Origin of the sequence: Paenibacillus sp. FSL R7-0163 (assembly GCF_037969975.1) — a bacterium.
In the GTDB taxonomy this organism is placed as follows: Bacteria; Bacillota; Bacilli; order Paenibacillales; family Paenibacillaceae; genus Paenibacillus_AQ; species Paenibacillus_AQ odorifer.
The window spans coordinates 6,403,073-6,421,853 of sequence record NZ_CP150224.1; the positions used below are offsets into that span (position 1 = coordinate 6,403,073).

Genomic DNA, 18,781 nt, shown 5'->3' on the forward strand with positions numbered 1-18,781 from the left:
AACAAGTCGTCTACTAGATTAGTAAAGGCCCGGATCGGCGCTTTATGTATGATGCTTCTAACGGTGCTGCTGCTTAGTGCATGTTCCAGTAATCAGGGGAGTGTGTTTGATTCAGGCACTGCCGAAACTTCTGATAGTGTTGCACGGGTACCTTGGGATTACCGGGTTGTGGAGAGTACTGTAGGTGATCTAATTGGCAGCGATATGACGGTGTTGCCGGATAATGAGCTGCTGCCGAATGATGAGAATTATGCTACTGGCGATAAAATATGGACATTGCAGTTCATGGACGCTGAGCTGATCACAGATGCTGACCAGCGCAATGAAGTCCGCCTATCTTCCTGGACGACCATTAAATCGTATCCCGATGAAAAAACAGCAGTAGAGGACCTTACCAACCTTAAGGTATCGGTAACTACGGATGTTGATCTTGTAGGAGTATACAAGACAAAATATAATGAGAAGACAAGAAACTTTGCCGTCCTTGAGCTGCCTTCCGGCAACCGGATCAAGCAGCCGATAGACGATGAGCGTTATGCAGCATTAGAGAAAGAAAAGACCGCTTCCGTAGTCCTTGAGGAAGTACATGATTTCGCCGATTATGACTCGGCATATGCGAAATTTCGGGGGTGGGCAAAGTGACGATTGTTGTTAATTTGATAGTCAGTATATTTGTGATTATTCTTCTGCAATTGTTGGGTATGGTTATCTTTGGCTTGATGACCCCGTTCAAGGATATGGAAGAGCTGAAAAAAGGGAATGTGGCTGTAGCTCTAGCGCTTGGCGGCAAATTTCTCGCCACAGCAATTATCATTGGAGTAGCGGCGTATACGAATACCTCTATTCTGCATATGATCATTTGGTTTGCTGTCGGTTATGTGTGCCTCATCGCTGCTTACTGGATTTTTGAATTGGCGACCCCAAGCTTTAAAATTTCAGAACATCTGGAAAAAGGCAATGTGGCAGTAGGCACTATGCTCTGCTTGGTGTTTATCGGCACAGCGTTTGCAGTCAGCAGTTTGATTGTTTAGATCAAAAATCGCAGATGAACATGGATAAGGCTGCCCTCAGTAATAACCTCGAGAGGCAGCTTTATTAATGTGAGGAAGGGATGGCAGATGCATTTTTTTCTGAGAATATCCACCAGGATGATGCGTTTACGCAAACGGTCGATCGGTTTGATTATTTTGATCTTTATAATTCTTAGCGCATCGATAGCTTACCTGCTTGAACCGAGTACATTCCACAACTGGTTTAATGCCTTCTATTGGGTCATGACAACGATGGCCACCGTTGGGTATGGGGATTATTTTGCCGAGACTGTAGTTGGTAAGCTATTCACCATGTTTCTGTATATTTTTGGGATTGGTCTTCTCAGCTTGGTTATTGGCAAGGTCATTGACTCTATTGCAGAAGTGCAGAGAAGGAGAGGAGCAGGAACATTGAGCTTCCGGGGAAAGGATCATGTGATATTAATCAATTGGAGTAAGAAAGCACAAGCTGCGGTAGATGAGGTGTTATGCTATTCACCTAAATGTCATATCGTCATCATTGATGAGATAGGACGGCATCCGCTGGAGCATATGGAACAGGTCCACTTTGTGAGCGGTGATGCTTCCAGCGATGAGATTCTCCTTAAAGCTAACATACACGAAGCCCGGGCAGCCATTGTGTTCGGAGACACACGGATTGATGAAGCATCGCTAATTGACGGGAAGTCTCTGCTTATCGCCTCCAGCATTGAGCGCATAGCGCCACAAGTACATACTACCGTAGAAATTATGCAGGAGAAGAATATACAGAATTTCAGGCATGTTCAGGTCAATGAATTCGTTCTGTCGCATGATGCCATTTCTAGATTGGCTGTCCGATCCGCTCTACAAGAGGGGAATTCAGAGGTGATTACGCAGCTGCTGAGCCGCCAGTATGGGGATGATATTTATGAGATTCCAGTGAATAGTGCATGGAAGACCTATGGGCAGGCGTTTCAGGAATTGCTCCTTCAAGGTGCAACTTTACTCTCGGATCGTAGTGACCTTAGCATCAATCGCAAGCTGGGCCAGCCTATTCCTAAAGAGGCTAGATTATATATTGTTTCGGATGAAGAGACGTACCGGAGAATTAAAGGTTAGGTCAGAGATAAGCGAGTAAGCGGATTTTCGGGAGAAGGGCTTCTCGGAATTCCGCTTCTTTTTGTTTGCCGTTCCTTCCTTAAGGGTAAGAGATGAATATTATCGTTACTCTACCTTTCGGAAGGAGCCATTGTTAATGAGTGAACAGCAAAAAGTGAACGGAAATAGCAAAAATGAGCATCTGGAACAGTTTCGCAGTAAGGACGAAGGTCACGCTTTAACAACCAATCAGGGATTGAAAGTGTCCGAGGATGAGTTCTCCCTAAAAGCCGGTGACCGGGGGCCAACCTTGCTGGAGGATTTTCATTTTCGGGAAAAAATGACCCATTTCGATCACGAGCGGATTCCTGAGCGGATCGTGCATGCACGCGGATTTGCCGCCCACGGGGAGTTTGAAGTATATAAATCGTTGAAAGAATATACGAAGGCGAAATTCCTTCAAGATCCGTCCGTAAAGACCCCGGTGTTTGTCCGATTCTCAACGGTAGCAGGATCACGGGGTTCAGCCGAAACTGTGCGGGATGCCCGGGGCTTCTCGACCAAATTTTATACCGAAGAAGGCAATTATGATTTGGTAGGCAATAATATGCCGGTCTTTTTTATACAGGATGCGATTAAGTTCCCTGATCTAGTGCATGCGCTTAAGCCGGAGCCGCATAATGAAATGCCTCAGGCGGCATCAGCCCATGATACCTTCTGGGATTTCATCGCCAATAACCAGGAATCGGCCCATATGGCGATGTGGCTGATGTCTGACCGCGCCATTCCGCGAAGCTTCCGGATGATGGAAGGGTTTGGAGTTCACACCTTCCGTTTGATCAATGAGCAGGGGAAAGCACATTTTGTTAAATTCCATTGGAAACCAGTGCTTGGTGTACACTCTTTGGTGTGGGACGAAGCACAGAAAATATCAGGAGCGGACCCTGACTTTCACCGACGTGATTTATGGGAATCGATTGAAGCTGGCAACTTTCCGGAATACGAGCTGGGCATTCAGCTTCTTAGTGAAGAAGATGAATTCAAGTTTGATTTCGACGTGTTGGACCCTACAAAGCTATGGCCAGAGGAAGACGTGCCCGTGCAGATCGTTGGGAAAATGACCTTGAACCGCAACGTGGATAATGTTTTTGCCGAAACGGAGCAGGTGGCTTTCCACCCTGGACATGTAGTGCCTGGTATTGATTTCACCAATGACCCCCTACTTCAGGGCAGACTATTCTCTTATACGGATACACAGCTGATTCGGCTTGGGGGTCCTAACTTTCATGAATTGCCGATTAATAGACCGGTGTGTCCTTTCCACAACAACCAGCGTGACGGATATGGGCGGCAGACGATTAATCAGGGCACTGTGAGTTATCATAATAATTCTCTGGCCCAAAATACACCGAGACCTGTCCCAGAGGCTGAAGGCGGTTATGTGCATTATCAAGAAAAGGTTGAGGGCCGTAAGGTACGGAGCCGGAGTAAAAGCTTTGAGGATCATTTTTCACAAGCCAAGTTATTCTGGAATAGTATGAGCCCTCCGGAACAATTGCATATTATCGAAGCTTATTCTTTTGAGCTTGGAAAGGTTAAGAGTAAGTCGGTCCGACAGCAGGTCGTAAATATGCTTGCTAACATTACCTCCGAGCTTGCTGTACCTGTGGCAGAAGCCATTGGAATAGTGGCTCCAGAAGTTGGCGGTTCTGAGGTCACTCAAGCTTCCCCAGCCTTAAGTCAAGCTAATACGAAAAAACATCCTAACACGCGGAAAGTAGGCGTGATTATCGGGGATGGTTTTGATGAAGCTGCGGTAATGCCTGTATTGGACACGCTTATGGGAGCTGGGATTCAACCGGAGCTAATCAGTGATAAGCTTGGATTTATTAAAGGCTCAAACGGCACAGAGCTTGAAGTCATCCACACCTTATCCACTACAGATTCGGTGCTCTTCGATGCGATTTATGCGGCTGGTGGAAATGCAGAGCGCAAGAAATTCCATAAAGATGCAGCGCTATTCCTCAACCAAGCATATGCACATTTTAAACCCATCGCGATGACCACAACACTTGCTGAGCTGCTTGCAACAGATGAACACAGAAGCAGTCCGGGCGTCGTAATAGGCGATGGTGGGGAAGTTTTTGCGGCTAGCTTCGTTGCGGCCATTTCTGCCCATCGTTTTTGGGAACGTATGGAATAAAGTAAATAGATGATAGAAAAAGAGGGGTCTGCTCGTCAGAAGGCGTGTGGATGCCTCTTTTTTCCATCTAATAGTTTCATAAATTTAACATTTGGATTAAGTATGTGATGTATATTACCGTTATAGATAATACTAGGCAATATAAGCAGATGCTTAGGGAGGTGATTTTTTGAGGAAAGAGATAGCTGTTGCTGTAGTGGTACTTATAGGTTTTACAGCATTAACAGCATGCGAGCAAACAGCAACGCCGGCATCAACACCCTCGCCCTCCGCGAATGTTCATACAACAGAGCCACCGAATCCTACGGGTTCGGCTAATAATGATGTGGGGGACCATTCACAGGAATTGGATGCTTTAGAGCAATTTATTGTTACGAAGCTTACCGGCTCGTCCGGTGTTTATACGAATTTAATTGAAACAGAGCAATCCGGGGAAGCGGCAAGCGGCCATGAGATTCTAAGTGAGTCTGCCTCTCTGAGGATGCTGGCAGCCGTACGGAGTGGTGAGAAAGAGCGATTTGCAGAAGAATGGGCGCTGGCTAAGCAAACCTTTGATATGAAGGGCGGTTTTAGCTACCGATATAGCCCTAAACAGCAGAAATTATATCCTGTGAATGCTGCCGTTGATGACTTACGTATCATTCGTGCGCTTTATGAAGCGGGGGATACGTTTAGGGATAAACACTATACAGAGGAAGCGGATAAGTATGGTGAAAGATTTTATAACTATAATGTAAAAAATGGATATATGTATGACTTCTATGATGAAAATTACAAAAAAACCAACACATTCGTTACTTTATGTTATATTGATTTAGGTACAATGCGAAAATTGTCGGTTTCTGGAGAATCTCGTGAATTTTTGTTGAATAATATGAGCGTTATACTGAAAGATGGATATTTATCAGATGAGTTTCCCTTCTATGAAACAAGGTTTAATTATGAGAGTGGAACCTATACTTCGGAGAATATCAATACAGTAGAATCGCTACTGTCTATTCTGGCTTTGGCAGAGGTAGACCAGCAGAAATCCTCCAGCATTGATTATATCAAGCAGCAGGTCGAAGCTGGCACATTATATGGACAATATTCGCGTGAGGGAAAGCCGCTTAACGATATTCGCTCAACAGCCATTTACGCTATTACGGCTATGATTGGTGCCGAGATCGGAGACGATGCACTCTATCGCAAAAGCATTGAAAGAATGAACGAGTTCAGAATAACCGATGCCGGCAGCTCACTGTATGGAGGCTTCGGCGATGTAGCTAGTGGCCAAGCCTATTCCTTTGATAATCTGATGGCATCATTGGCCTATGTCTATTAATTTAAACCTATAGTAACGAAGGTGAATCTGCATGATAAACAACACGGTGAAATCACCTCTGAGGCAGGGGATGACACTCGCTAACCTACCGTTGCCATTGTCCCCGGCTTTTATCACTGCTGTTGGAGTGTTGCTTATAACCATCATAGCCTTATTTACCGCCCCGTATGTCGGAATGGCGGATAATGGTGATTTTTTTCGCAGCATCTATAGTAACGGAATTTATTTCAATCTGCCGGATTATGACGAGCAATACTTTGGTTATTTTGTAAAGCAATATGGAATCTTTCAATATTTTAATGAGAATGGCGCGACATTATTTTCTTCGCAGTCCCTATTTATCAAGCTGGCCATTGGACTTAATAAGCTGTTTTTTAGCAGCGAGGTTTTCGATATCCGGTTTCAAGCAGTCATTTATACGATTTTATATGTTGCGGCGATCTACTTATTAATAGAGGCTGTTACATGGGGGATGACCCGCAAGCAGGGATGGGTCACTGCAGGTATTGCTATTTTTATATTTGGAGATACCGGGTATACCGCTTATTTCAACTCCTTTTACGGCGAGAGCGTCGTGATGATCACGATGATTACTATGTTCGCAGCTTGGTTGTTGTTATATCAAAAAAGATACAATGACTATGTGCTGCTGGCCCTGTTCTTGATCAGTACGATCATCCTGACTACTTCCAAGCAGCAAAATGCGCCAGTGGGTATAATCATTGCGGTTCTGGGGTGTTCGCTCCTTTGGATTCGCAGGGATAAAATATTTCGCATTCTGACAATGGTTTCCCTTGCTTTGATCCTGTTCGCGGGTGTGTTCACCTATTTGAATATCTCGGATGAGTTCGTGAATATTAACCAGTTCCATGCCATGACCCGCGGGGTGCTGAAGGATTCCTCCGATCCGGAGAAGGCACTGAAGTCATTCGATATTAATGAACAATATGCCATCTTGAAGAATAGCATTTACTACGAGAAATACGGAACTATTGATGTGAATTCACCGATCCTCCAAGAGAACTTTTACAGTCGTTACGGATTTGTTTCGATCCTTAAATACTATATATCGAATCCGGATCAGCTTAACTCGATTCTTAATGTAGCTGCTCAAAGTGCATTCTCGATCAAACCAGCGGCGATGGGCAATTACGAGCAATCCGTTGGGAAGGAATTTCGAGCACAGAGTCACTTTTTTACTGGATACAGTCAGCTGAAAAAGGCTTTGGCACCACGAACGATAGGTTTTATCTTCCTTTGGACAGTGCTTGTCATCGGTCTGTATATGCCTTCCTTCGTAACAGCCATTAAGGCACGTAATTTTAGAGGATTGCAGCGGATGGTATTGATTGTCGCTACGATAGGCATTGGTCTTTCAGGCATTTTTGTATCGATTATCGGTGCTGGTGATGCCGACATTTCCAAGCATGAATTCTTGTTCACTTTATCTTTTGATTTGGTGACCTTTCTGACAGTATCTAGTGTGATCGGACGCAGATTCTCCAAAAATCGTAAAAAGCCGGTTAACGAGAGTTCCACCACTTCTAGTCCATATACAAAGTCTCAAAAGGATGTGAGTGTTTGAAGCGCAGAGGGATCTTATACTGTATATTGCTGCTGACGCTGAGCTTAACCATCCTATTGCTTCCCGCCACTCCTGTTCAATCTGCTGCATCGCCACAACAAGTCTTACTGCTCTATGACAGCCTTGCCAAGGGGACCGCTAAGGATGGAAATGTGACTGAACTTCAACGTCTGCTGGCAGCTTACTCGACAAAGGTTACACTTCGAAGCCTAGATCAATACGAGCAGGGGATGCTGAAAAATTACTCCAGAGTGATCATGGTCCGTAACGAAGCGGATATTTCGATCACGAATAAATCCTATATAGAGGATTGGGAGCATTATCAGGGGCAGTATTTGCATATTGGGTACAACCCACCTGCTAGTCTAATGAAGGCGTTACAGCTAACCACTGATGTGATCTATGACGGGAGTGCTGAGCTCGAAATTGGACAGTTCTCCGGAATTCAAGCTAAGGTGCAGGATATGCCTTATATTGCAGCGAGTCAGGCGTTCAAATCCTTTGGGAAACTCTCTTTTGCGGAGGAGGGTCTGCAAGCACCGTACGCTGTGAGTAAGGGGAATGATACATATGCCCCATATTTTGAACAAGGGAATGTCAGTACGCTGGGGATGGCATATGTTCTGAAGGATTGGCTCCATATCACTGCTGCTCCTAAAATGTACCTTGCGATCAAAGAAATCTATCCTTTCTCCGATCTGCGACTGCTGGCAGAAACGGGTGAGCGGCTGTATCAACTGGGGATTCCGTTTCTTGCAAGTGTGCGGCCTGTGTTCAGCAATACCGATTATCCCGCCATGCAGCGTTATTTAGTGGCCATGAAAAGTGTGCAATCCAGCAATGGAAGCATTCTGGTCAATGCCCCAGTGGTGATGCCAACGATAAGCTCCAGTGACCATACGCTTAAAGGAAAGATGAATGATTTCATCAATCTGTTGGCCGAAAACGGGCTTGGGCCGCTTGGAGTCGGGGCGGAAATGCATTGGTCGTATGACAAGGAGTATTCAGAAGCGGGGATGAGCTTTTTTGATTCCGTGGTGTTATATCCGGATGAACAGATTGATTATATGGAGCAGAGCGACACCTCAAGATCCTTTCCATCCTCTTTATATAGCGTTCCGTTGGAATTTCTTCAGGCTTTGCCTACATCCAATAAAGTGATACCGCAATTGCCGATGGATACTGTAATCACCGTCGACATGCCCGAGGATGAGCGTCAGCTTGAAGAAATGCTGCAAAGTCTGGAACGGAATTGGGTTTCTTTTGCCGATTATAAGCAAGAAGAGCACCAGGTCGTTACTGATCAGAACACAATCTCCTCACTAGATGGAATGATTTCTATTAATGGACAACCTCTAAGCCTGGACTATACACCGGAAACAGTAGATAGCGATTATCGCTACACAGAGGAGCAGCAAAAGAGCTTCACCCGACTTTTTAATATTCAGAATCAATTTTTTATTGTTGTGATCATGATTTCTCTGCTGCTGTTTGGCGGATTGTTGATGATCGGATACCGGTTATATCGCAGAAAGTTTTTGAAATGAGACAACTAATCGTGATTTGGAGGACCCTATGACGATTTCAGACGTGCTGATGGTGATTGCGGTGATCTGTATTTGGTCTCTGCTGCTGGTGAATGTGACCCTCATTATCGCGGGCTATCTATATTACATTAAATCCGAAAATGAGGACATACCAGAGATAGAGGGTGAATATCCTTTTGTTTCAATTATGGTTCCCGCTCACAATGAGGGGGTAGTGATTTGTAAGACGGTTGAATCTCTGCTGGCGCTGGATTATCCGCAAGATCGGTATGAGATTATTGTGATTAATGATAATTCCTCTGATAACAGTGCTGAGCTGCTTGCGGGCATACAATCCCGAAATCCGGGGCGTCAGCTGGTAGTCATTAATACGGATGCAGTTACAGGAGGCAAAGGCAAATCCAATGCCTTGAATATAGGCTTTACCAGCTGTAAAGGGGAGCTAATCGCCATTTATGATGCCGACAATACTCCGGAGAAAACAGCTTTGCGTTATCTGGTTGCTGAGATCATGCATGATTCCAGCCTCGGTGCGGTGATTGGGAAGTTCCGGACCCGTAATCGTGATGCAAGTTTACTGACCCGGTTCATTAATATTGAGACCTTATCCTTTCAATGGATGGCTCAAGCGGGGCGCTGGAAGCTGTTCAAGCTTTGCACTATTCCGGGAACAAATTTCATTATGCGCAGGTCTATTGTGGAAAGCATCGGTGGCTGGGATGTCAAAGCGATAGCCGAGGATACAGAAATCAGCTTCCGGATTTATATGATGGGTTACCAAATCAAGTTCCAGCCCAAATCCGTCACGTGGGAGCAGGAACCACAGACCCTGAAGGTCTGGTTCAAGCAGCGAACCCGCTGGGCGAAGGGCAATATTTATGTCATTGTCAAAAATATCCCGCTGCTGTTCAATAAATCGGCCGCAAAGGTGCGGTTCGATATTCTTTATTTTCTATCCATTTACTTCTTGTTGCTGCTGTCGTTAATCACCTCGGATGTGCTGCTGATCCTGCATGCTTTGGGTTATGTGCATACTACTATTGCAGGTCTTAGTAATTTCTTATGGCTGCTCGCTATTATTTTATTCGTTGTGGGGACCTTCATTACGCTAACAACAGAAAAGGGCGAGATGAGCTTGTCCAATCTAGGGATTGTAATGTTGATGTATGTGTCTTATTGCCAGCTGTGGATGGTTGTCGCGGCTAACGGATTATATCTATACCTGAAAGACCTCATCTTCAAAAGAGAAGCCAAATGGTATAAGACGGAGCGCTACTAACGAGGCACCAAAAAGTCATATGAGAAAAATGTAATCACAGGAGAAACAGAACATGAAGATAAAAAAACAGCTGGTTATACTGTTAACCTGCCTCTCCCTTTTGTTAATTCCAATCCATCCTGCTGCCGCAGAGACGTTGCCGCAGGATCATAAGTCTACTTATACAACCTCATTTACGGGAACAGACTCGTCCTTAACAGGTTCGAGTGCCCAGCAGCAATATTTTGAGGTTCTGGATTATTGGAATGTGGATCAAGTAAAGATCAAACTGCATTTTCAAATTTCACAAATTACCGAAGAGCAGATTTCTAGTGTTACCTTAACGCTAAACGGCAGCCCGTTCTATACGTTTCGTCCGTCACTACAAGACAACGGCGAACAGCTGTTGACCCTTGCGGCGCCCAAGGGGTTTCTGAAAAAAGGGACGAATACGCTGGGCATTCAGGGCTATTTAAAGACAGATCGTCAAGATGACCTCTTTTGTTCGGTCGATGAAACGTCGGATAATTGGCTGCATCTGTTCAATACGTCCAGTGTTAACGTGATTTATACCGCAAAGCCCTTGAGTGGAGGGATCAGTGACTTCAGCGAGCGATTCGCCGGGATAGATACCTTAACGAAGAATCAGAGTATTCTGACTGTACCGGACAAAAGCACGGCGGCAGAAATGGAAGCAGCCACTTATGCGCTCTCCGGGTTTGTTAAGGGGATTACGTTAAATGATAAGACTATTCCCTTGCTTCCCTACCGGGCAGACACTGTGCAGAATAAGGCCGCAGTTGTACTGGTAGCTATGTATGACAGAGTACCAAGCGGGCTGAAAGCTCAGCTAAGCTCCACTGAAGATTTGGGTACGCACGCGTTGCTCCAGCTAGTGAATAAGGATACCCAGCCCACCTTGGTTGTAACCTCGAAGGATGAGAACTTGCTGATTAAAGCGGGTCGTTTGATTGCTAATCCAGAGCTGATCGGGCAGATCACTAGTGATCTGAAAACAGTAACGGATGCTACAGAAGTGTCAGCACCTGCGCTTTCGATTAGCTCTAACATCACGTTCACTGAAACAGGTGATAAACTGACCGGGGCACATCATCAGGAGCAGACGTATTTTATTTCATTGCCAGCGAACCGCTCGATTGCCGATTCCGGTAAAATCAGCCTGGATTTCCGTTATGCACAGAATTTGGATTTTACTCGTTCATTGGTTACCGTGAGCATCAATAATACTCCGATTGGCAGTAAGAAGCTGACCAAGGAACTGGCGAATGGCGATATTCTTAATCTCTCGGTGCCTCAGAACTTGAATATATCCGGAAATTTCTCGGTGACAGTGGCTTTTGATTTGGAGATCGAAGGAGCCAGATGTATTATCGATCGGGATCAAATGCCGTGGGCTTATATCAGTAAAGATTCTGTAATGCAGCTGAATACGAAGGATCGCACAGATCTCTTATTTAATAACTATCCATATCCGTTCATCCGCGATGGGATCTATAATCATGTGGCGGTTGTACTGCCCGAACAAATGGATGATTACGCCTATTTAAGTGTATCGAATATCTTTAATCTGCTTGGTAAATATGCCAGCGGAAATATAGGGAACATCCAGTTCTATACCGATACCGTCAGTGCCGATCATTTGAAAAATAATAATATCATCGTTATTGGTGCTTATAAGAATAATAAGGTGATCCGTGATCAGAATGCTAAGCTTTATTTTCAATATAACGGAGATGGAACCACAATTCGCTCCAATGAGAAAATGAGTATTGAAGAGCAATACGGCGCACGAATCGGAACACTGCAGCTGATTGATTCGCCATTTGAGGCGGGACGTGCATTGCTCGCGGTTACGGGAGTCAGCTCGGAAGAGTATTACTTAGGATCGAAGCTGCTCGCTACAGAACGGGACAAGTGGAAGGTGTTTGGCGATGGTGCAATCGTTGATAAAGACGGTAATGTCAGCGCACACCGTTTCAAAACGATCACTGGAGCAGCCGAGGACTCTGTGGCCCAGAAAATAATGGAACGGTCGGATGTACTCAGTTTTATCATCGTGATTTTACTGGTGCTGACGCTGGTAGTTCTATCGCTGATCCTACTGCTTCGCAAACACATGAAGAAACGTGGTGATAAGCGTGAGACGTAATCGCAGCTTAGTGTCGGACATCGCTCTCTTATCATTCCTGGTGTTATCGTTCCTCTGTATCGTCTTCATTGCCGGGGCACCGGATGATTACCTCCAGAATATTATCATTTTAACGGTGGCTTTTATTCTGGCCATTGTTACGTATTTTACAACGGTCACTGCGGGTCTGGTCTTGAATCTGGTGTTTATCTTTGCTTACGGATTCTACACGATGTACCAGACGATAACGCTAGGGGAAACGATTAGCCTGAATACTTATTTCTGGTTAATTATGACTCCGCTATTAACGGTCGTTCTATGGGTATTCACTTTAAGCAGCCGTGATTTGCAGGTGGAGAATGAGCAGCTACGCAAAAAGACTGCCAATATGGCTATCGTCGATGAAAACACAAATTTGCGGAACAGTATTTCTTTTCAGACGGATGCTACATTATTTACAAGCATTTCGACCCGCTATCAGATTCCGCTCACCCTGCTAGTGGTGAAGGTGAAGTATTGGAAAGAGATCAGACGGATCATTCCTGAAGATCAGCTGGCAGAAGCTATCTATGATGTGTCTCAGCTTAGTCAGGCGAGTATTCGTACCAATGATGCACTCTATCTGCTAGATAAGGATGAAGCAACATGGGGCCTGCTGCTGTTCACGGACAGCGATGGGGCGAAGATTGTGATCGAGCGGATTAAGCTCAAGCTTCAGGAGTTGAATGACAATAATTTCTCCAGAAAATATAAGGTCAGCCTGGGTCTTAAGATTGGGGCGGTCGAATACCAAGCCGGCACGATTGAGAATCCGCTGGATTTCATTGTTCAGGCCAAAAAACAGCTGGAGTACGACGTGTAGGCCAGCTTAAAAATCAACAGTTTCACTATCAGCCTCTGTATGGATGGCGATGAGCACGCTTGCCGGCTCATCGCCTTTATTTATGACCAGATGTGGCACACAGGCATTCCAGCTAAAGGAATCCCCCGCTTGGAACATCCCGAAATCTTCACCTTGCTCCGCATAAACCTCACCTTTTATCACTAAATGGACCTCTTTGCCTTCGTGCGCCTGCGGAGTTTCACCCGTAGAAGTACCCGGAGGGAAATGGACAAGCACCATTCGTACACCACCTGCCGAGCTTAAATGTTCAACTTGCAGTCGATCACTTCCACTGCTGGTGATTTGCCGCTCCTTGGATCGTACCACCTGCATCCGCTCTTCCTTTTTTAACAGCAAATAAGCCAACGGAACGTTCAGTGCATCAGCAATCAGGCTAAGGGTAGCGATCGAAGGAGAGGTCTTATTAGTCTCAACCTGGCTCATAAAACCTTGTGACAGGCCAGTAGTTTCACAGATTTGGGCAATCGTTATATGTTTTCTTTTACGGATTGTACGAATGTTTGAACCTATATTCATAAGTAAAGCCCCTTTTAATATTAGTAATAGCAAATATATTTTTATATTAACAAATTATTAATTGACATACTAGCCAGAGGTTTATAATATTATCCTTACAAATATTATTTTTGTATTACAAATATTTTGAAGGAGTGTTTAGTATGAAGGCACCTTATATATATGATGTCAGTCTACCTTCCGGCTACGATGTGAATCGGGTTTATCCGGTTATCTTCACCTTGCATGGCAAAGGTTCCAATGAGAAGAATATGTTCGGACTTGTCGAGCCCTTGTCTGAAGAGTTTATTATTATCGGGATTCGGGGAAATATGATTTTAGGGGCTGGATTTCAATATTATGATCTCAAAAGTCTAGGTCATCCCATCCGTGAGCAGTTTGATCAGGCTGTATCGCAATTGCAGCAGTTTATCGAATACGCCACCGACAAATATCCTATAGATGCTAAACACCGTTATCTGCTTGGCTTCAGTCAAGGAGCCATTTTGTCCATGACACTCGCTCTTACAATGGGGAATTCGCTTCGGGGAATTGTGGCGCTGAACGGTTATGTTCCGGGGTTTGTGAAGACAGATTATGAGCTGAAGAGTGTGCAGGAGGTATCGGTATTCATCTCGCATGGTGAATATGATTCTGTATTTCCAATTTCAGTGGGGACAGAAACAGCCGCTTATTTCGAAGGTCTAACCCCATTATTAACCTTTAAAACTTATCCTTCGGATCATGGTGTATTACCGCAGAATCAGCAGGACCTGATCGCTTGGTTACTGCAGAACTTAGGGAGTGATAAACTATGATACCTTCTTACTTTATTGCCCACGGTGCTCCTTCTCTGGTACTTGATAACAATGCATATACGAAATTTCTTGGGGATCTCGCTGAGAGGAATGTCAAACCTAAAGCGATTGTTCTATTTTCTGCACATTTTGAAGAACACACACAGTCGGTTGGAGTTATGGAGACTTTCGACACCATCTATGATTTCTATGGCTTCCCAGATGAGATGTATCGAATGACTTATCCTGCCAAAGGAGACAATGAGGTTGCACAGCAAATTATGTCTCTGTTCCACAAGAATGGGATTGTCAGCAAATTAAATACAGAGCGTGGACTAGATCACGGAGCTTGGGCTATTCTTAAATTAATCTATCCGAATGCAGATATTCCTGTCGTGTCTTTGTCAGTTAATCGAGAGCTGTCCAATGAACAGCAATATTTAATGGGTAAGGCTTTATCTGAGCTGCGTGAGCAGGATATTATGATTATTGGCAGTGGTGGAACCGTCCATAATTTGCGTAGCGTGAAGTGGGGAATGGAGAACGTCGAGAAATGGGCGGAGACATTCGATGACTGGCTGCAGCACAGGGTGGAAGCTTGGGATACAGAGTCACTATTTAGCTATCAGGAGCTTGCTCCCTATGGTATTGATGCTGTGCCGACTAATGAGCACTTTATCCCTCTGATAATAGCTATGGGAGCTGGCGATAAAGGGAAAGAAGCGAAGCTGCTGCACCGAAGTTATCAGTATGGCAATTTAAGTCTTAGCTGTTGGGAGTTTAATTAAGAAGGAGGCATTAATGATGGACTTGGGACTTCGTGGGAAATCAGTTTTTGTAGCCGCAGCAAGTAAAGGGTTAGGACTCGCAACTGCGCTGGAGTACACCCGTGAGGGGGCGAAGGTAATGATCGCCAGCAGGAGTATGGAGCAGCTTGTAGACGCACAGAAAGAGATTCAGGCAGCCACAGGACAGCAGGTCAACATTGTTCAGATGGATGTGACTGTCCCAGAGGATATCGTACATGCTATTCAAACGGTTGTAGCCCAAAACGGTGGGCTTGATGTTGTAGTGACCAATGCGGGGGGGGCCTCATGGCGGAGGTTTCGCTGATATGGAAGACGCGGATTGGAACCAAGGATTTGAGCTCACACTGATGAGCACCATTCGTTTGATCCGTGAATCACTGCCGCATCTGCGCTCTTCTGGGGCAGGGCGAATCGTTAATATAAGCTCGATTTCTATCAAGCAGCCTATTGAGGGACTAATTCTTTCCAATGTTTTTCGCGCTGGCGTGTATGCCTTGACCAAGAGCTTGGCTACTGAGCTGGCTGCGGATCGCATTTTAATTAATACGATCGCTCCAGGGCGTATTGCAACCGACAGGATTCTTCAACTAGACGGCAAACGTGCACAAGCCGAGGGGATCCCTATGGAGCAGATTCAAGAGGAAGCGCTGCTGCAAATCCCGTTAGGAAGATTGGGCACGCCCGAAGAATTCGGCAAGGCTGCTGTTTTTCTAGGCTCTTTTGCGAATACTTATGTTACGGGACAATCTCTTTTAGTCGATGGAGGAATGGTGAAATCGCTCTAACCTCCGGCGTTATGGGTAGGCTTTGAAAGGTTATGGAAATATTAGTAATTTCAATATTAGTTGCTTTGTGCTCTAAATAAGCGTATGATGGAGCGGTGGTCTAAATCGTAAGATTTACGAATTTTCCTACGTTTATTAGGTTATACTATATATAAACCTACAGATCATTTGGATAATTTACCATAAAGGCTCCACGAATTTATTCAGAAGGAGGACGATTAGAATGAGAGAAGGCATACATCCTAAGTACAACCAAGTGATTTTCTTGGATGCAAGCGTAGGCTTCAAATTCTTGAGTGCATCTACTAAATCATCCAATGAAACTATGGAATGGGAAGACGGCAACACTTACCCAGTGCTCCGTGTGGACGCAAGTTCCGCATCCCACCCATTTTACACTGGTAAACAAAGAGATACAGAACAAGGCGGCCGTGTTGACAAGTTCAAACAACGTCTTGCACAAAAGAAATAAGAATCCTTACGGATTGAAGAGGGACAACCCATGTAGAAGCAATCGCTTCGGGGATGTCCCTTTTTTGTGTTCAGGCATGTTAAAATGAGATGAATTTAAAAATATACATGGCGTCGAGGGAGCGATCAGTGATGGAAAATGTAATAAAAGTAGATACAGTCCTAAAGAGTGAAGACGTTCAGGAGTTTAACTTATGGTTTAGCTTGAATAGCCGGATTATACTCAACTCTTTTAGCGTAGTCGCTTACTTTATGATTTTGTTATTAATTACTAAGGATTACAGTACTCAAAGCATCTCAATCCTGGCTGTGACTGCTATAATTCTTGCCGCTGTCTTATGGTATATGACCAAGGCAAGCTTGATCAAAAAATCCAAGAAGGCGTTCAAAACAGATAGCCTAATTCAGCAACCGCAAAATTATACGATTTCAGATGAAGGCATATCTTATCTTTCCGAAGCGGGCACTGGACAAGTGAAGTGGGAAGAGATACATAAGATAGGTGAAACTACGAACTTGTTTGTGTTTTTTGTGTCCACACAGAGAGCGCTGATTATCCCTAAACGTTTCTTTGAATCGGCACAAGATAAAATAACATTTAAGGATTTAGCCAGAAAATATATGTTCTCCAATCGGGTGAAATTTAAGGCATAAGATGTGCTGTTATTGTTGATTCATTTGTACCAAGGATTAGGCTATAATGATAGGAGTGACTTGAAAAATAGGAGAAATATGGCATGCCATGGATTCAGGGATATCCGTATTACTTATTAATGGGCAGTGTTCTAAGTCTGTACATGGGCGTCAGCTCCTATCGGCACCGTAAGTTAGCAGGCAGACGCTATTTGTGGATCTTAATGCTGTTAGTCAGCCTTATATTTGTTGCAACGGCCGGAGAGATTATGTCACCCTCTTTTCAGTCTAAGCTGTGGTGGAAGAATGTGCAGCAGGCTCCGCTTTTTTTTAGTGCGCTCTTTACTTATGCTGTGGTAAAAGAATACGTATCTCCCTCCACAGGGCGCCTGCCCGTGAAGCTTGCCATCTTCTCTATCCCTATTGTTATGGATGTACTTCTTATTTTTACGGATAGCTATCATCATCTGATGCGCAGTGAAGTGGCCGTCCTGACGGTCGCGGGTGTTAGTGGAATTGCTGTAAAGCCTACGCTCCTTAGTATGGCTTTTATTGCGTATGATCAGCTTTTTGGGCTATATGCAGTCTGCTTGCTGGCAGTTTCCCTACTGAATACCCCGAGAGTTTATTTGCGGACTAATTTGCTGCTGTTGGCGGGTTTGCTAGTTCCGGTTATTTCCGTCTTTTTACTTCCCCTCTTGAAGATTACCATTACAGGTTTTACGGCGTTTACTTATTTGCCTGCGATTATAGCGGCTTATTTCGCACTTTTTGTTAGCTCCAAATTAACCATCTTCCCTCTAACCAAAAACAAAATTCTAGAGCACATGAAAGACGGCGTAGTTCTGACTGACCGTTATGATAATATCATTGGCATAAATGATGCGGCGACTGCTATTTTATACGACATTACCGGAATAGCGAACGATAACTGGATGGGAAAAAACTTTGATCTTTTTATGAAGTCTCACAAAGACATTGCAGCTCATTACAGTCAGAGGACGGAGGGACAGTTTGAGGTAGTTTGTTCTGGCGCAGGGGAGCTCTGTTATGGGGTTTCTTTAATTGCTACGGAACATGCGACAACAGAGAATAAGGGTATGCTTATTGTGTTTAGTGATCATAGTGAGAAGAAGCGGTATGAGCGTGAGCTGGTCTATCAGGCAACGGTTGACGATCTGACAGGGCTTTATAATCGCAGGCATTTCATGCAAAGGGTCCAGAATCAAACGATCCCGGATGGATTAGGGTTGGCTCTGCTGTTATTTGACATCGATGATTTTAAATTAATTAATGATACTTATGGTCATTTAGCGGGCGATCAGGCGTTAGTTGATTTCTCGAATAAAATACTTCAGGTATACCAGAATAAAGGTATTGCTGGAAGAGTAGGTGGCGAGGAATTTGCCGTATGCTTTTTCGCTGAAGATAAATGTGCAGCCTTAAAAGAAGCAGAGAATTTTCGTACAATGATGAGTGATTACACGATAATCTTGAATGAACAGGATAGCATTCATCTTACCGCAAGTATCGGAATCTCTTTTACGGAGCGTAGAGAGGTGACTTTCGAAGATTTATATCGGGAAGCGGATGAAGCGTTATATCACTCTAAGAATACAGGGAAGAACAGAGTTACGTTAGGTCGTGAACCGATCATAAGAGAAACAGTAAAGGGATAAGAACATCGAAGATAAGGGAGTGGCCTAATGA

The 18,781-nt window shown here is 44.4% G+C and carries 18 protein-coding genes; 17 read left to right on the forward strand and 1 reads right to left on the reverse strand.

Translation table 11 applies throughout. The features are described 5' to 3' along the window. Positions 1-48: 48 nt before the first annotated feature. The 10 genes from NST45_RS28150 to NST45_RS28195 all read left to right on the forward strand — a co-directional run bounded on the left by NST45_RS28150 (position 49) and on the right by NST45_RS28195 (position 13,039). Positions 49-642, forward strand: coding sequence for a hypothetical protein (locus NST45_RS28150; protein WP_232061559.1), 594 nt, complete (start codon positions 49-51; stop codon positions 640-642). Further along, positions 639-1,031 (forward strand): DUF350 domain-containing protein, encoded by a 393-nt coding sequence (locus NST45_RS28155; protein ID WP_038573772.1) that lies wholly within the window; start codon positions 639-641, stop codon positions 1,029-1,031. Before NST45_RS28150 ends, NST45_RS28155 begins: the two co-directional genes overlap by 4 nt. An 87-nt stretch (positions 1,032-1,118) precedes the next feature. After that, the gene (locus NST45_RS28160) at positions 1,119-2,132 is read left to right on the forward strand and encodes a potassium channel family protein (RefSeq protein ID WP_076099735.1); all 1,014 of its coding nucleotides are present in this window, start codon (positions 1,119-1,121) and stop codon (positions 2,130-2,132) included. Positions 2,133-2,268: 136 nt separating this feature from the next. After that, a complete protein-coding gene (locus tag NST45_RS28165; protein WP_339824335.1) occupies positions 2,269-4,314 on the forward strand; it encodes a catalase in 2,046 nt (681 codons plus the stop codon). A 169-nt stretch (positions 4,315-4,483) separates the two neighbouring features. Further along, entirely contained in the window at positions 4,484-5,638 is a 1,155-nt protein-coding gene (locus tag NST45_RS28170) for a glycosyl hydrolase family 8 (RefSeq protein WP_235219466.1), read from the forward strand. A 31-nt stretch (positions 5,639-5,669) separates the two neighbouring features. Continuing rightward, a complete protein-coding gene (locus NST45_RS28175) occupies positions 5,670-7,223 on the forward strand; it encodes a hypothetical protein (protein ID WP_076274852.1) in 1,554 nt (517 codons plus the stop codon). Further along, positions 7,220-8,770 carry a hypothetical protein gene (locus tag NST45_RS28180; RefSeq protein WP_076274851.1) on the forward strand — a complete coding sequence of 517 codons (1,551 nt, stop codon included), beginning with the start codon at positions 7,220-7,222 and terminating at the stop codon, positions 8,768-8,770. The genes NST45_RS28175 and NST45_RS28180 overlap by 4 nt, the downstream gene beginning before the upstream one ends. A gap of 28 nt (positions 8,771-8,798) precedes the next feature. Further along, positions 8,799-10,049 (forward strand): glycosyltransferase family 2 protein, encoded by a 1,251-nt coding sequence (locus NST45_RS28185; RefSeq protein WP_036682179.1) that lies wholly within the window; start codon positions 8,799-8,801, stop codon positions 10,047-10,049. A gap of 52 nt (positions 10,050-10,101) precedes the next feature. Next, positions 10,102-12,198: a cellulose biosynthesis cyclic di-GMP-binding regulatory protein BcsB gene (locus NST45_RS28190; RefSeq protein WP_081389318.1), complete on the forward strand. Its 2,097-nt coding sequence runs from the start codon at positions 10,102-10,104 to the stop codon at positions 12,196-12,198. Continuing rightward, positions 12,188-13,039 carry a diguanylate cyclase gene (locus tag NST45_RS28195; RefSeq protein WP_036682174.1) on the forward strand — a complete coding sequence of 284 codons (852 nt, stop codon included), beginning with the start codon at positions 12,188-12,190 and terminating at the stop codon, positions 13,037-13,039. The genes NST45_RS28190 and NST45_RS28195 overlap by 11 nt, the downstream gene beginning before the upstream one ends. A gap of 6 nt (positions 13,040-13,045) precedes the next feature. Here NST45_RS28195 and NST45_RS28200 read toward each other — a convergent pair whose 3' ends face one another. Then, complete coding sequence (locus NST45_RS28200) at positions 13,046-13,597, reverse strand: helix-turn-helix transcriptional regulator (RefSeq protein WP_036682170.1); 552 nt, start codon at positions 13,595-13,597, stop codon at positions 13,046-13,048. A 143-nt stretch (positions 13,598-13,740) separates the two neighbouring features. Between NST45_RS28200 and NST45_RS28205 the strand changes: the two genes are divergently transcribed. The 7 genes from NST45_RS28205 to NST45_RS28235 all read left to right on the forward strand — a co-directional run bounded on the left by NST45_RS28205 (position 13,741) and on the right by NST45_RS28235 (position 18,750). Continuing rightward, the gene (locus tag NST45_RS28205; RefSeq protein WP_036682167.1) at positions 13,741-14,394 is read left to right on the forward strand and encodes an alpha/beta hydrolase-fold protein; all 654 of its coding nucleotides are present in this window, start codon (positions 13,741-13,743) and stop codon (positions 14,392-14,394) included. Further along, a complete protein-coding gene (locus tag NST45_RS28210) occupies positions 14,391-15,161 on the forward strand; it encodes a class III extradiol ring-cleavage dioxygenase (RefSeq protein WP_076274850.1) in 771 nt (256 codons plus the stop codon). The genes NST45_RS28205 and NST45_RS28210 overlap by 4 nt, the downstream gene beginning before the upstream one ends. A 13-nt stretch (positions 15,162-15,174) precedes the next feature. Further along, positions 15,175-15,486, forward strand: a complete 312-nt coding sequence (locus NST45_RS28215) for an SDR family NAD(P)-dependent oxidoreductase (RefSeq protein WP_339824339.1) — start codon at positions 15,175-15,177, stop codon at positions 15,484-15,486. Between the two features lies 1 nt (position 15,487). After that, positions 15,488-15,967, forward strand: a complete 480-nt coding sequence (locus NST45_RS28220; RefSeq protein ID WP_339824341.1) for an SDR family oxidoreductase — start codon at positions 15,488-15,490, stop codon at positions 15,965-15,967. A gap of 223 nt (positions 15,968-16,190) precedes the next feature. After that, a complete protein-coding gene (locus NST45_RS28225) occupies positions 16,191-16,439 on the forward strand; it encodes a type B 50S ribosomal protein L31 (RefSeq protein ID WP_036682161.1) in 249 nt (82 codons plus the stop codon). A gap of 131 nt (positions 16,440-16,570) precedes the next feature. Continuing rightward, a complete protein-coding gene (locus NST45_RS28230) occupies positions 16,571-17,092 on the forward strand; it encodes a YcxB family protein (RefSeq protein ID WP_036682157.1) in 522 nt (173 codons plus the stop codon). Between the two features lie 83 nt (positions 17,093-17,175). After that, positions 17,176-18,750, forward strand: a complete 1,575-nt coding sequence (locus NST45_RS28235; protein ID WP_076274849.1) for a diguanylate cyclase — start codon at positions 17,176-17,178, stop codon at positions 18,748-18,750. Positions 18,751-18,781 lie beyond the last annotated feature (31 nt).